Genomic DNA, 14329 nt, shown 5'->3' with positions numbered 1-14329 from the left:
CCGCCCTAGCGTGACACCCGTCATGCAGCGGGCTGCACGTGGGTGCTAGCAGCAGCACCCACCTCTCGCGCCAGCGCCACATAGTCCTCCACAGAGACTTCTTCGGCTCGGCGGTGCAGGTTGAAATTGCCTGCATAGTTTTTCTCCTCCAACCAGCGGCCCAAGGTGTGGCGCAGCAGCTTGCGCCGCTGGCCGAAGGCAACGCGCACGAGCTCACCCAACAGGTCGGCGCTAAGCCCCTGCGGCGCAGGGCGAGGCACCATGCGGACCACCGCGCTGTGGACCCGCGGCGGCGGGTCAAAGCACTCCGGCGGCACCGCAAGCACCGCCTCCATCGCATAGCGCCACTGCAGCATCACCGTCAGGCGGCCGTAGTCGGCGCTGGCAGGCGCGGCGACCATGCGGTCCACCACCTCTTTTTGCAGCATGAAGTGCTGGTCTTCAATGCCATCGACATACGCCAACAGATGAAAAAGAATCGGTGTCGAGATGTTGTACGGCAGGTTGCCAACTACGCGCAGCTTCTGCTGTACATCGCTTGCGCTGGGGGCCGATGTGCTACTTGGTGCCGTCGTCACAGAGGCCCGCGGCACGGGCAAGTCGTCAAATGCCACCTTGAGCACATCGGACTCCACCACCGTGAGATGCGGGTGGTCGCGCAAGCGCTGCGCCAGATCGCGGTCGAGCTCAATGACCGTGAGGTGTCCCAAGCGTTCTACCAAAGGTTGTGTCAGGGCGGCCAATCCTGGACCGATCTCGACCATGCGATCCCGCGCGCTGGGGTTGATCGCGCGCACCAACGCGTCGATGGTTGCCTGATCGGATAGAAAGTGCTGGCCGAAGCGCTTGCGGGCAATGTGCTTCATCGATCAGAGCGGCGGCTCGCGCAGCTCGACAAAGGCGCGGCCCCGGACATCGCGCGACCAGTTGGCGTAGGCCTCTTCAATTCGAGTTTGGCGCAGTGTGTTGCGCACAAACTCACGCATCTCACTTGGGCTGAGCTCGACCCTGCGGCGCTCCAACAACTGGATCAAATGGACGCCAAAGCGTGACACGAGCGGCTGGCTTACTTCCATCGTGGCGAGTTGGTTCATCACCTCTTCAAACTCTGGAACAAACATGCCCGGGCTCGCCCAGCCCAGGTCGCCGCCCTGCGTCGCGCTGCCGTCTTGCGAAAACTCACGTGCCAATGCGCCAAAGTCGGACTGGCGCGACATGATGCGTTGTCGCAAAGCCAGCAAGCGCTCAATGGCTGCGTTTTGGTTCAACTCGGGGGACGTGCGCAACAGAATGTGGCGTGCCCTGCTTTGCACCACACTCACTGTGGGAATGGCGGCCCTACGCTCAACCACCTTCAGGATGTGGAAGCCCGCGCCGGATTGAATGACCTCTGATACACCTCCTGTGGCCACACCGCCCACCGCTTCCAAAAAAAGCGTTGGGTAGCGCTCGCCACGGCGCAGCCCCAACTGGCCGCCCTCGGTCTTCTGCGCGTCCGAAAACTGCCCCACCAGCACCGCAAAATCCTCACCCGCCCGAACCCGTTGCAGCAGTCCTTGGGCGCGCGCACGCAGGCTGGCAAGCTGGTCGGGGCTGGCGTTTTCAGGCACCGCTACCAACAACTGTGCAATGTTGATTTCCTGCACCAAGGGGTCGTTGTTTTTGGCCTGCAAATCGCTGAGATAACGGTCTACATCCGACTCGCTCACCCGAACGCGTGATTCCACCTCACGCTCGCGCAAGCGCGTCAGCACCAACTGGTCGCGCAGGCGCGAACGAAACGCCGACAGCTCAATCCCGTCGCTGGCGAGGCTGTTGCGAAGCCCGGCCAGGTCAAGCTGGTTCTGGCGCGCGATGTTTTGCTCTGCCGCATCCACCGTGCTCTCGTCGACGCGGATACCAATGTCCTTTGCAACTTGAAGCTGCGCGCGCTCGTTCACCAAGCGCTCCAACACCGCTTGGCGCAATTCGTCCGGAGCGGGGATAGGTTGGCGCTGTCCAGCCAGCTGGTCCTTGATCAGCGCGATGGCTGCGCGCAGTTCGTTGTTGGTAATCGGTTCGGAGTTGACCAGGGCGACGATGAAGTCGGCCTGCACAACCCGCTGGGCGTGCGCCGCGTCCGTTTGACACAGGCCGCAGGCCGCAAGGGCCAGAGCCCACAACTGGTGTTTCATGGTGATGCTTAGTCGTAGTTACTAAAGCGGCTACCGCTGCCGGCGCTGCCTGGGTCGCGCAAATTTTGGTAACGCGCAATGCTCTGTGTCAAGGTGCTTCGGGGGTCAATCCCCAAGCGGGTAAAGCCCACAAACTCTAGCTGAAACATGATCCGCTGCGTCGCTGTCACACTGCTGGTTTGGGTGCGGGAGATCACCACGCGGCCCAGCCAACAGCCCGCATCGTATTCAACACCCAGTACCGAGTCGACCATGCGCTGCTCGGTGATGCTGTAGTTCAAACGACCCACGGCATAGTAACGTCCTTCGCCTTGGCCGCGCCCGGCGCCCAGGTTTTGGCCCCGGTCGCCCCACAAATCGTTGATGGGCCACTGCCAACTGGTATCGAGCTGTTCACTGCTCTCGCGCTGGTAGCGGTAGGCCAGATTAAGGATGCGGTACGGGCCGGGCTGGTAGCGCAAGCCCACGGTGGCGCGCTCGGACTGGTCAGTCTTGGGGTTGTACTGCACCGTGGAATCCACCGCCCACTGCGCACTGGGATTGACCGTGGCACCCAAAAGCACATCGCTGATGCCCGCCAAAGAGGGCGCCGCGTTGGGGTCGATGGTGACGCGCTGGTCGTCAAAGCGCAGGCGCTGCGCTACGCCAAAACGGGCCAACTGGGCACCGGTCGGTGCATCCAGGAAGCGCGTGGTCAGGCCCAAAGTCACAAGGTGGTTGTCGGCGATCTTGTCGTGCCCTGCAAACGCGTTCTCGGTGTAAATGCTGGCAAAGTTGAAATCGTTGACTGCGGTGTCGTAGTTGGGCAAGTGGCTTTGGTCGCGGTACGGCGTGTAGACATAGAACGCACGCGGCTCCAGGGTCTGCACCATGTCCTGTGCGCCCCAACGGGTCTCGCGTTCAAACACCAGGCCGCTATCCAGGCTAACAGTAGGGATCACGCGGGTGGCACTGCGCGACCCGTCGGCCAGTAGCGCATCGAATTGGTAGGTCGATGCATGCAGCTGGAGTTTGGGGGTGAAGAAACCTTGCGGCCTCCAACCCGGACGGCTGACCTGCAGCAGCGCAAAGCTGCGCTGGGCGTTGGGCTGCAAGGTACGTGCGCGGTCCGACTCAAACTGGGTGAAGTCCGCGTCCACCGACCAATCCAGACCCGTCCTGTTTTGCGGCGCATATCGCAGTGTGAGCTGGGGCAAACGGTCGTAGGGCGGAACAATCGGGGCAGTGACGTCTTGCAAGGTCTGCCAACGCAGCACATGCACCGTGCCGCTGGCGTCGCCACTGGACCACCGTGCCTGTGCATCCGCCGGCAGCAAGCGCTGCGTGACGCTGGAACTTGAGCGGGTGAAGTCACGCCAATAATCGTTGTCACTCACCCGGTTGATGTTGAGGGACACACCCACAGGTTCGAGCGCACCGATACCGGTGCTGACGCTCGCGCTATGGGCCCAGCCCAGCGACCACCGGTCTGCGCTGCGCAATGCGTCGCTGGGCATGTAATGCAGCAGCACATCGCCCTGGTATCGGGGCTCCAGGTAGCGAAACTGGGCGCCTACATCGACGCCACGGTTGGTCATCAACATGGGCGAAAAGGTGGCATCGCGGTTGGGCGCGATGTTCCAGTAGTACGGGGCTGTGATCTCCGAGCCGTTGACGTTGTCGATGCCCAGAGAGACGGGCAGCAAGCCAGACTTGCGCTTCTCCGATAGCGGAAAACTGATCGCAGGCACCGGCAACAGTGGAACGCCTTTGAAGCTGAGGTAGGCACCTTCGGCCACGCCCACATCCTCATCGTTGTCCAAGCGGATCGTTGCGGCACGCAGAATCCAGTCTGGCATCCAACTCGGTCCGGGTAGGCGCCTGCAGGTGGTGTAAGTAGCGTTGTAGACCACGGTGTGCGCGGCATCGATGAACTCGGCGCGCGAGGCCTCGCCATGGCCCTCGTTTTGCGGGAACTGGTAGCGCGGTTGCTCGAAAAATCCCTCGAAGGTATCAATCTTGAGCTCCATGCGCGGACCCTCGTACACATTGCCGCCGCGGTTCAAACGCACATTGCCAATGGCCTTGGCCACATCGCTGGCCTGGTCGTATTCCAACCGGTCGGCGCGCAGCACCGTATCGGACTTGCGCAGCTCGGCGTTGCCTTCTACAACAGCATCAAGGTCAGTGCGCCCGGTCATGGAGTCGCCCTGCAAAAACACGGGCGCGTTCTTGCGCTGCTCTGGTGTCAATTCTGGGGCGAGCGCTCGGCTGGATCGCAACTGCAAGGTGTCGTCGTTCTGCGCTGGCGCTGGGGTGGATTGCGCACCGACGGCTGTGACCCACATACTGCAGATACATGCCACGACCCACACCCATAGCAACCGCCTTATCGGAGGTGCAGCAGGGTATGGGGCATAGCGCATAGAGGCTTGAAACTCGCTTGGGTTTGTAGAATCGATTATCCATGAGCACCCCCTACGCCCCCGTACCGCCACCCCCCACAGCAACCAGCTCCACAGCAGTTAACGCAGCGGTGCCATGGGCGGACACGAAACGCGAATCACGGTTTGACGCGTGGTTGGCGGGTCTTGCGTCTGAACACCAACTGAACCGTGCCAGCCTGCGCATCGCCTCTGCAGACGCAAGCTTTAGGCGCTACCTGCGCATCGATGGCGCGACGGGCACCTTGGTCATCATGGACGCGCCGCCAGACAAGGAAGACTGCACGTCCTTCGTCAAGGTGGCGCGCCTGATGCATGAGGCTGGACTGCGGGTGCCTGAGGTTTTGGCATGGGATGAGGCCAACGGGTTCTTGCTGCTCACCGACCTGGGCAATCACACCATGATGCAAGTCATCGACCGCACTGCTGCGCCGCCGCTGGACCTGTACCTCAACGCAGTCGACGTCTTGGTGCAATGGCAACTGGCATCCCTACCCGGTGTGCTGCCAGCCTACGATGAGGCGCTGCTACGCCGTGAACTGGGCTTGTTCCCACAGTGGTATGTGGCGCAACACCGCAACATCACGCTCGATGCCGTACAACGCACCACGCTGGATGCGGCGTTCGACTGCATCGTGCAAAACAACCTGCGCTGGCCCAACGTCTATGTGCACCGCGACTTCATGCCCAGGAACTTGATGGCCGCTGCGCACACTGCGCTGCCGGTTGCATCGCTTGGGGTGCTGGACTTTCAGGACGCGGTGTACGGGCCCATTACCTACGACATTGCCAGTCTGATGCGCGATGCGTTTTTGAGTTGGGAAGAGGATTTTTGTCTGGACGTAACGATCCGCTACTGGGAAAAGGCGCGCAAAGCGGGCCTACCGGTGGGCGATGACTTTGGCGAGTTTTACCGGGGCGTGGAGTGGATGGGGCTGCAGCGCCACCTCAAGGTGGCCGGCATTTTTGCGCGGCTGACCCTGCGTGACGGCAAGCCCCAGTACCTGGCAGACACTCCGCGGTTCATCCACTACATCCGCGCCACCTGCGCGCGCTACCGCGAACTCAAGCCCTTGCTGCGTCTGGTCGAACAGATCGATGGCATCGAGGTGCCCAGCGCGTTTGCTTTTGGCCGCGTCTAGCGCGCGCCATCCATGCCCCGGTTTTACTGTCCTGCTGCCTTGGCCACCGGCCAGAAGCTGGATTTGCCTGCGGGCGCCGCGCGCCACGCGCAGGTGCTGCGTTTGCAACCGGGGGACGCCATCACGCTGTTCAACCATGGACCGCTGTGGAGCGCTCATGCAGCAGACACCGCAGAGGGCACAACGCACCGCGGCGTCTTGGGCGGCGAGTTTGATGCCACTGTCATCGAGATGGGGCGCAGCCATGTGCGGGTCACGGTCGGCGCGCACCACGCCGTGGAGCGCGAGCCACGCCGCGCCGTGCATCTGGCTGTGGGCATGCCGGCCAACGACCGCATGGACTGGCTGGTGGAAAAGGCCAGCGAACTGGGTGTGGCCAGCATTCAGCCGCTAATGACCGAGCGCAGCGTCTTGCGCCTCGTGGGTGAACGCGCCGATAAAAAGGTTGCGCACTGGCAAAGCGTGGCGATTGCCGCGTGCGAGCAGTGCGGCGGCAACCGCGTGCCCACAGTGCACCCGGTGCTGAATCTGGTGCAGTGGCTCAAGGCGCAAGGCGACACAACAGCACCATCCCGGTCCGCCCAACGCCTGCTGCTGTCCTTGCGCAATGGGTCTGTGCCGTTGCGCAACTTAGTGCAGATGCAAGAGCCAGCACCCCAATGCGCGCCTGACGCTGCGTTTGCAGTGTTTTTGTCCGGCCCCGAAGGTGGCCTGAGCGCGCAAGAGGAAGACGCTGCCATCGCTGCCGGCTTTGCCGCCGTCTCGCTGGGCGCACGGGTGCTGCGTGCAGAGACCGCGGCACTGGCGGCATTGGCGGTGTTGGCATGAACCGCAACCTGTGGCTGCTGGCGCTTTGCCAAGGTTTGTTTTTGACGAACAACGTTACCTTCATTGCCATCAACGGTTTGGTGGGTTTTGCGATGGCCCCCTTGGGCTGGATGGCCACGCTGCCGGTGATGGGCTATGTGGTGGGCAGCGCGCTGAGCACCTCGCTGGTGGCACAAAGCCAGTCGCGTTTTGGGCGCCGCACGTCGTTCCAACTCGGCTTGTTGGTGGCCTGTGTGTCGGCACTGGTCGGCGCGTGGGCGGTGTACAGCCACAACTTTTGGCTGCTGGTGGGCACCACGGTGGTGGCGGGCTATTACGCAGCCAATGGGCAGCTCTACCGCTTTGCGGCTGCCGAGCTGGCCTTACCAGCGTTTCGTGACAAGGCGGTGTCCTGGGTGCTCGCTGGTGGCCTGATCGGCGCCATTGCCGGGCCCAACCTGGCAGGGCAGACCCGCAGCCTGACCGTCACTCCCTTTGTCGGCGCCTACCTCGCACTGGCCGGTGTGGCGCTCTTGGGCATGGTGCTCATGGCTGGCATTGCGTTTCCTGCCCCGCCAGTGGCAAAGCACCAGGCTGCACCCGGGCGCCCGCTGTGGGAGATCTTGCGGCAACCAGTGTTCGCCGTGGCATGCGCGGCAGCATCTCTCGGGTATGGCGTGATGAACTTGCTGATGGCCGCCACGCCACTGGCTATGCAGCAGTGCGGCCTGGGTTTCGACGACGCGGCAGTGGTGCTGCAGTGGCATGTGATTGGCATGTTTGCGCCGGGCTTTTTCACTGGCACCTTGATCAAACGCTTTGGCGTGATGCAGGTGATGGCGGTCGGTGTGGTCCTCAATGTGGCGTGTATTGCGGTGGCACTCACGGGAGTGGCGCTGCTGCAGTTTGAGATTGCGCTGTTCTTGCTGGGCGTCGGCTGGAACTTTTTGTTCACCGGCAGCACCACGCTGTCATTGGACGCCTACCGGCCAGAGGAAAAAGACCGGGCGCAGGCGGCCATTAACTTTTGCGTTTTCGCGGTGATGGCGCTTACCTCGTTCGCCTCGGGTGCACTGATCACCACGCAAGGCTGGACGTTGCTCAACCTGGGCTCGCTCTTTCCGGTGCTGCTGACCGCGCTGGCGCTGGGCTGGCTGGCTTGGCAGCGGCGCACGGGCCGCTTGGGCGCTGCTTAGAAGCGCTGGTCGAGCCACTGCCCCAGGGTGGCAAACACCTCGCTCGCCTGTGGCTCGTTGAAGATTTCATGGAACAGCGCGTCAAAACACACCGCAGTGACCACCGCCTGGGGCGCAGCACGGGCAAAGTCGCGGCTGCCTTGCGGGCTGACCAAGTGGTCGTCACCCGCGTACATCAAAAGCGTGGGCACGGTCCATTGGCTGGCCAGGTCCAAGGTTGCGCGACCCGCCTGGGCAATGAACTGCGCCAGCCTGGCGGATATGCGGTCATGCACCAGCCGGTCTGCGCGGTAGGCGCGCACCACGGCAGGGTCGTGCGACAGGTACTGGGGCTTGAGGCCATTGCCCACGCGCAAGTTCGGCGCAATTTGGGGCAGCAGCGCCAGCAAGAGTTTTTGAAACGGGCTCAGCCCCGGGTCCAGCGCGGGGGACGAAAGAACGACCCCGTCCACCGGACGCAGCGCCAACGAGACAAAGCGCGCCACCACCAGACCGCCCAGGCTGTGGCCCAGCAGCACCAGCGGTGAACGGGGCTCCATGCGCTGGCGCGTGGCGTCCACGACCTCGACCAAGTCGTCCAACAGACGCGTGTCCTGGGGTAGTCCACCCTGCGGTCCAGCCGACGCGCCATGGCCATATTGGTCGTAGGCACGCACCCCAAACCCCCAGCTGCTGAGTTGCTCTGCCACCTGGGTGTAACGGCCGGCGTGCTCACCCAGACCGTGGACCACGATGACCACGCCGCGCTGTGGCACGCCGAGCGCGGGTGGCCAGTCGTACAGCGCCAGTGGGCTGCCGTCCTTGGCGTTGCAAGTGGAACGCACAGGGGCGTTCATGGCATCTGCGCGATCACCTGGGCCACTGCGGCCGTGAGCTTCTTGGCGTAGGGCAGGTGCAAGAACTCGTTGGGGCCGTGGGCGTTGCTCTTGGGGCCAAGCACGCCACAGACCATCATTTGCGCCTTGGGAAATCCTTGCGAGAGCATGTTCATCAAGGGGATGGTGCCGCCTTGACCGATGTAGCCGCACGGCGCGCCGAAATGTGAGGTGGATGCCGCGTCCAGCGCGGTCTGCAACCAGGGTGCGGTATCGGGCGCGTTCCAGCCGGTGGCGGCGGAACCGCGCTCAAAGGTGACGCGGGCCTGGTAGGGCGCGTTGTCTTCGAGCAATGCCTTGAGTTCTTGCACCGCCCGGTCCGCCTCCACCAGCGGGGGCAAACGCAAAGACAGTTTGAAAGCGGTGTAGGGGCGCAGCACATTGCCGGCGTTGCCCAAGTCCGGAAAGCCGTCGGCGCCGGTGACGCTGAGCGTGGGCGTCCAAGTGCGGTTGAGGAGTGCCTGCGTGGGGTCGGTGGTGGTGGGCAGCGCAAAGGCGGTGGAGCCGCCACAGTCGTAGTGCGCCCACGGAAAGCGCTTGTATAGCTCTTCGCCCAAGATGGCCGCTGTGGCCTGGGCCTGTGCGAGCCGTTCTGCCGGCACCTCGCAATGGAAGCTGGCGGGCAGCAGGCGCCCGGTGGCGCTGTCTTCGAGCCGGTCGAGCACCTGGCGCATGATGCGAAAGCTCGAGGGCACCAGCCCGCTGGCGTCGCCGGAGTGCACGCCCTCGGTGAGGATTTGCACCTTGAGTACACCGCTGGCCATGCCGCGCAAGCTGGTGGTGAGCCAAAGTTGATCGTAATTGCCCGCGCCTGAGTCCAGGCACACCACCAAGCCCACATCGCCCAGTCGGGGGCGAAGGGCGTCGAGGTAGGGCATGAGATCGTACGAGCCGCTTTCCTCGCAGGACTCGATCAACCCGACGATGTGCGGGTGCGGCACATTCTGGGTTTTGAGCGCCTGGATCGCGGCAATGGCCGCATAGGCAGCGTAACCGTCGTCGGCGCCACCGCGGCCATACAACTTGCCGTCCTCCAGCTTCGGTGTCCAAGGGCCCAGGTCGTTACGCCAGCCGGAAAACTCGGGCTGCTTGTCCAGGTGGCCGTACATCAGCACCGTTTGGGCGGATGTGCTTGGGGTGGAGACTTGGGTGGAGGCCACTTCAAAAAACAGCACCGGTGTGCGGCCCTCTAGTCGAACCACCTCGAGGGTCAGGCCGTCGACCTTTTGCGACTCCATCCAGGATGCGGTGTTGCGCACCACGGTGTCGAGGTAGCCATGGGCCTGCCAGTCGGCATCGAACATGGGGGACTTGGCGGGTATGCCGATGTAATCCTGCAGCTGCGCAACGATGCTGCTGTCCCAAGCTTGGGCGACTTGGCCAAGCGCCTGAGTGGCGTTGAAGGGTGCGGTGGGGACTCGGGCGTTCATGGCGATGGGGCTCCCTCAAAATGGAGCCGCCATCATGCCATGTCACTGCCAAAAGCCCGGACGTCGCCAGCACTCCGCAGCCGCAACGCACCCACTAAGCGGCCAACTTGTAGACCGAAGTTCCCGCCAACAGATTGGGGGCGAAGCGCACGGTGCGGCCCTCTTGCAAACCGAAACTGTCGAGCACACGCAAACCGTTGCGTTGCGCCAGCATCGCCAGATCGGCGTGGGTGCCTACGCGAATGTTGGGCGTGTCATACCACTGATATGGCAGGCGCTTGGTCACCGGCATGCGTCCACGCAACACGCTCAAACGGTTGTGCCAGTGCGCAAAGTTAGGGAAGGCGACGATGCCCACGCGCCCCACCCGCACCGTCTCGCGCAACATGGTCTCCGCATTGCGCAGGTGCTGCAGGGTGTCGATCTGGAGCACCACATCAAAGGATGCGTCCTCAAACAAGGCCAGGCCGGCCTCCAAGTTGAGCTGGATGACGTTGACGCCCCGCTGCATGCACGCCAGCACATTGGCGCCGTCCAATTCGACCCCATAGCCGGTGCAGGCGCGGGTGCGCTGCAAGTAGTCCAGCATGGCACCGTCCCCGCAGCCCAGGTCGAGTACGCGCGCCCCCCGGGGCACCAGCTCGGCCAGGGCGTGTTGAATGGCGGCGTCGCTCATACGGCCACCTCGCGCGCAATATTGTCAAAGTAGGCCCGCACCACGCTGTGGTAACGCGGGTCGTCGAGCAAAAAGGCGTCGTGACCATGGGGCGCGTCGATCTCGGCGTACGAGATATTGCGTTTGTTGTCGAGCAAGGCTTTGACCAGCTCGCGGCTGCGGCTGGGGCTAAAGCGCCAATCGGTGGTGAAACTCACCAGCAAAAACTTGCACGTTGCAGCGGCCAAGGCACGGCTTAAATCACCACCGTGTGTACGTGCGGGGTCAAAGTAGTCCAGGGCGCGCGTAATCAACAGGTACGTATTGGCATCAAAGTACTCCGCAAACTTGTCGCCTTGGTAGCGCAAGTAGCTCTCGATTTGGAACTCCACCTCCTGGGTGCTGTAGCGATAGGCCCCCACGCTTGCCACTGCGCGTGCTGCGCTGCCCCCCAAGGGGGTGCTCGCCTGCTGGGGGCGGCCCGGCGCTGGCTCGGTGGCCCCCACGCTTGCCACCGCCTGTGCGGCGCTGCGCAGTTGGCGGCCGAATTTTTCGTTCATCACGTCGTCGCTCAGGTAGGTGATGTGGCCGATCATGCGGGCTATGCGCAGGCCGCGTTTTGGGAGAACGCCATGGTCATAAAAGTGGCCGCCATGGAAGTCGGGGTCGGTGACGATGGCCCGTCGCGCCACTTCATTGAAGGCAATGTTCTCTGCGGTCAAGTTGGGCGCACTCGCGATGACAACCGCATGCGCCACCCGTTGCGGATACTGCAACGCCCAGGCCAGCGCTTGCATACCGCCCAGCGAGCCGCCCATGACGGCGGCAAGCCGTGCAACTTCTAAACGGTCTAGCAACAGCGCCTGCGCGTGGACCCAGTCTTCGACGGTAACCACCGGAAAGTCTGCGCCATACACGCGGCCAGTGTCGGGGTTGGTATGCATGGGCCCGGTGGAGCCGAAACATGATCCCAGGTTGTTGATGCCTATGACAAAAAAGCGGTTCGTGTCCAACGGCTTGCCTGGTCCAATCATGTTGTCCCACCAGCCTTCGGACTTGGGCTTGTCAGGGTAACTGCCTGCCACATGGTGGGATGCGTTGAGCGCGTGGCACACCAGCACCGCATTGGACTTATCGGCATTGAGTGCGCCGTAGGTCTCAAACGCCAGGGTGTAGTCGCGCACAGACGCACCCGATTGCAGCCGCAGCGGTGCCGCAAAGTGCATGACTTGCGTCGTGGCAATCAAGGGCATGTACACATCCGTCAACTCGGTAAACCCGCAAAAAAACCGGCGCCGCAAAGTACGGGAGCCCCCCTGTGCAGGGCTTCTGTCCGTATTTAGCGGAATTTGTAGAGCGCCCGCAAGCTGGAGCAAATCGGCGCAGAACGATTTTAGCCGGGCACCGAACCCACCCTGCAACCGGTACACCGCCCACTGAACTTCAGCCCCCCGAATAGCTTAGAAAGCACATTGGTCCGATGTCTGGGTTATCGGACTGTCGGTAAGGGTGAATTGTCCCGGCCGACACCAAGCCATACCTCGCTCGCGGTCCCTCATGCGTCGTCGATGCAACCCGCCGCCGCAGGGTGTTTGGACTTATTTCACAAATCGCACGTCCCTATGCATCCAGAAACAAGATTGACGCGTTACTAGCACGCCAAGCCTTGCGATTAGGGGTGCTCCTCCATTCGGCTTGAGGCGCGGCGCAGGCTTTCGGTAGTTGTACTTCATATGGGCACAGGCCCATCAACCAGGGTTGACACATGACATTTACCTCCGCGTTCTCCAACAACTTTAGATTTCAACAGCTCAAGCGGGTAGGTCTTTCCGACACTACCTGCCGCATGCTCCACGACATTGTGAGCATTCGTTCCTACGAAGCTGCGGACGTCATTGTCAAAAAGGGCAGCAACTTTGATCACTGGCACCTTGTTATCGAGGGGCTCGTGGCATCCTCAGTTTCCATTTCCCCGACCAAGCTCGCACCCATCAACATCTACGGCGAGGGTGCATGGTTTGGCGAGCAGTCCATCCTGACATCGCAACCTAGCTTCGAAGACTACGTCTGCCTTACGTCCACCGAGGTCATGCGCCTGCCCGCCAGTGTGATGCGCAAGCTCTTAGATACCGAGACAGAGTTTCCCCATTACGTGTCGCGAAACATCGCATGGAAGTTCCAGAAGTCGTCCGAAATGCTGATGTTGATGAAGTTTTGCAACCCGGCAGTTCGCGTGGTGCTGGGCCTAGCGCAGGTGGGCGAGGCGCTTGCCCAAAGCGCAGGCAACCAAGCCAGCGGCAAGTCTGACGCCGGGGTAGAAATTCGAGTCAAGCAAGAAATTCTGGCCGCCCTGTGCGGCGTGTCCCGCACGCTGTTCTCTGAGTGCATTTTGAAACTTGAATCCTCCGGATGGCTGCGACTTTCCTACGGCAAGCTACGTCTTTGCAAAATGAACGCATGGCTTGAGCTCACCAAAAGCCACCGCATCAACCGCGTCACCGATCCCAACTCTTCGTTTGATCAGCTGCTCTACCAACTCGGCGGGAGTCACCCAGTTCCCGCCTGAGGCAAGTGAACGCAGCCATGGCACCAGAGCAGCAAGGCGACGCCTGCATCACCAGTCACGTCCGCGCGCTGGAGCGGTCGCGGTCGGACACCATCCAGCACTGCGCCACCCCGCGCCCCGGCCCATGGGGCCGAGGGGTGTCGTTGATGGAGCTGCTCATTGTGGTTGCGCTCGTCGGAATTCTGGCCAGCATTGCGCTACCAAGTTACACCGGCTATATCAAGACACAACGCCTTCGGGCAGCCCAAGCCGATCTGGTGGCCTTGGTTCTGGCCATGGAAAACGCACATGCCATGGCCACCCCCAACGCCTACCCCGCGGCAACCACGACCACTGCGCAAACCATGCAGCTGCTCGCGAGCTGGAAGCCCGCACAGGCGGCCGACTTCGTCTACACCATTGCGGAAAGCACAAGCAACACTTATGTGCTGCGTGCGGTGGGGGAATCTGCACTGTTACAGGGCTGTGCGCTCTCCATCGACGAGAAGAACACCAAAGTGATCGATACCAGATGCGGCAAAGGAAGCGCATGGCTATGAGCCAATCGTGTAGTGACCAGCATGGTTTTGGCCTAATCGAATTCATGCTGGTCATCGGTGTGGCCGCGCTCATATCGATGATGACCTTGCCGCTCTCTAGCAAGTGGTCCAGCGCTGCCGCACTCCAGCAGGCCGCCAGCCTGGTGCAGCACCTGTACACCCGGACTAAGGCTTTGGCCATCTCCAACCCAGGCGGCGCGCTGGCCGGGACCCAGTCGGCCACGCTATGCGCCAGCAACGGCACACTGTACGTTCAACGCGGCACCGCCCTGCGGTGCGGCGCTGACTATGTATGGTCGGCGCCCTTGGGACCAGGCATCACGATTGCGCAAAGCAGCGCCACGCCGGCCGTTGCCCCGGCGGCTTTTCAGTGCGCCGCGCTGGACTCCCTGGGGCTGCCCGTGCAGGTGTCGTTGGACAGCCAACCGTGTTCCACGGGATTGCAACTCACCGTCCAGAAAGGGGGGCTTAGCCGTGAGGTGCAGTTGTACTAGGCATGGACGGCGCGCCGTTGCGGGCGAG

The 14329-nt window shown here is 62.5% G+C and carries 13 protein-coding genes; 6 read left to right on the top strand and 7 right to left on the bottom strand.

The genetic code is table 11. From position 1 onward, the window contains the following. Positions 1–20: 20 nt before the first annotated feature. Genes rsmA through ACILRC_RS07590 form a run of 3 tightly spaced genes read right to left on the bottom strand, consistent with a single transcriptional unit; the run spans position 21 to position 4501 of the window. Complete coding sequence (gene rsmA / locus ACILRC_RS07600; RefSeq protein WP_395668758.1) at positions 21–866, bottom strand: 16S rRNA (adenine(1518)-N(6)/adenine(1519)-N(6))-dimethyltransferase RsmA; 846 nt, start codon at positions 864–866, stop codon at positions 21–23. Between the two features lie 3 nt (positions 867–869). Beyond that, the gene (locus ACILRC_RS07595; RefSeq protein ID WP_395668757.1) at positions 870–2174 is read right to left on the bottom strand and encodes a peptidylprolyl isomerase; all 1305 of its coding nucleotides are present in this window, start codon (positions 2172–2174) and stop codon (positions 870–872) included. 8 nt (positions 2175–2182) lie between these two features. Beyond that, positions 2183–4501: an LPS-assembly protein LptD gene (locus tag ACILRC_RS07590; protein ID WP_395668756.1), complete on the bottom strand. Its 2319-nt coding sequence runs from the start codon at positions 4499–4501 to the stop codon at positions 2183–2185. 119 nt (positions 4502–4620) lie between these two features. Here ACILRC_RS07590 and ACILRC_RS07585 point away from each other — a divergent pair, with 119 nt between their 5' ends. Genes ACILRC_RS07585 through ACILRC_RS07575 form a run of 3 tightly spaced genes read left to right on the top strand, consistent with a single transcriptional unit; the run spans position 4621 to position 7742 of the window. Then, the gene (locus ACILRC_RS07585; protein ID WP_395668755.1) at positions 4621–5739 is read left to right on the top strand and encodes an aminoglycoside phosphotransferase family protein; all 1119 of its coding nucleotides are present in this window, start codon (positions 4621–4623) and stop codon (positions 5737–5739) included. Between the two features lie 12 nt (positions 5740–5751). After that, positions 5752–6567, top strand: a complete 816-nt coding sequence (locus ACILRC_RS07580) for a 16S rRNA (uracil(1498)-N(3))-methyltransferase (protein WP_395668754.1) — start codon at positions 5752–5754, stop codon at positions 6565–6567. Beyond that, positions 6564–7742, top strand: coding sequence for an MFS transporter (locus tag ACILRC_RS07575; RefSeq protein ID WP_395668753.1), 1179 nt, complete (start codon positions 6564–6566; stop codon positions 7740–7742). Before ACILRC_RS07580 ends, ACILRC_RS07575 begins: the two co-directional genes overlap by 4 nt. On the opposite strand, the gene ACILRC_RS07570 is transcribed toward ACILRC_RS07575, so the two are convergent. The 4 genes from ACILRC_RS07570 to ACILRC_RS07555 all read right to left on the bottom strand — a co-directional run bounded on the left by ACILRC_RS07570 (position 7739) and on the right by ACILRC_RS07555 (position 11955). Beyond that, a complete protein-coding gene (locus tag ACILRC_RS07570; RefSeq protein ID WP_395668752.1) occupies positions 7739–8578 on the bottom strand; it encodes a lysophospholipase in 840 nt (279 codons plus the stop codon). The two genes, ACILRC_RS07575 and ACILRC_RS07570, sit on opposite strands and share 4 nt — an antisense overlap. Beyond that, the gene (locus tag ACILRC_RS07565; protein ID WP_395668751.1) at positions 8575–10047 is read right to left on the bottom strand and encodes a M20/M25/M40 family metallo-hydrolase; all 1473 of its coding nucleotides are present in this window, start codon (positions 10045–10047) and stop codon (positions 8575–8577) included. The genes ACILRC_RS07570 and ACILRC_RS07565 overlap by 4 nt, the downstream gene beginning before the upstream one ends. A 94-nt stretch (positions 10048–10141) precedes the next feature. Then, positions 10142–10723, bottom strand: coding sequence for a methionine biosynthesis protein MetW (gene metW, locus ACILRC_RS07560; RefSeq protein ID WP_395668750.1), 582 nt, complete (start codon positions 10721–10723; stop codon positions 10142–10144). Next, on the bottom strand, positions 10720–11955 hold the full coding sequence (locus tag ACILRC_RS07555) for a homoserine O-acetyltransferase (protein ID WP_395668749.1): 1236 nt from the start codon (positions 11953–11955) through the stop codon (positions 10720–10722). The genes metW and ACILRC_RS07555 overlap by 4 nt, the downstream gene beginning before the upstream one ends. 512 nt (positions 11956–12467) lie before the next feature. Between ACILRC_RS07555 and ACILRC_RS07550 the strand changes: the two genes are divergently transcribed. From ACILRC_RS07550 to ACILRC_RS07540, 3 genes are read left to right on the top strand one after another with little or no spacing between them, the layout of a single operon-like run. Further along, a complete protein-coding gene (locus ACILRC_RS07550; RefSeq protein WP_395668748.1) occupies positions 12468–13268 on the top strand; it encodes a Crp/Fnr family transcriptional regulator in 801 nt (266 codons plus the stop codon). A gap of 17 nt (positions 13269–13285) precedes the next feature. After that, positions 13286–13807: a type IV pilin protein gene (locus ACILRC_RS07545; RefSeq protein WP_395668747.1), complete on the top strand. Its 522-nt coding sequence runs from the start codon at positions 13286–13288 to the stop codon at positions 13805–13807. Beyond that, complete coding sequence (locus tag ACILRC_RS07540) at positions 13804–14301, top strand: Tfp pilus assembly protein FimT/FimU (protein ID WP_395668746.1); 498 nt, start codon at positions 13804–13806, stop codon at positions 14299–14301. The genes ACILRC_RS07545 and ACILRC_RS07540 overlap by 4 nt, the downstream gene beginning before the upstream one ends. The last annotated feature ends 28 nt before the right edge of the window (positions 14302–14329 follow it).

Source organism: Rhodoferax sp. (genome assembly GCF_044236835.1).
Taxonomy (GTDB): Bacteria; Pseudomonadota; Gammaproteobacteria; order Burkholderiales; family Burkholderiaceae_C; genus Allorhodoferax.
This window is presented reverse-complemented; position numbering and strand designations above follow the sequence as displayed.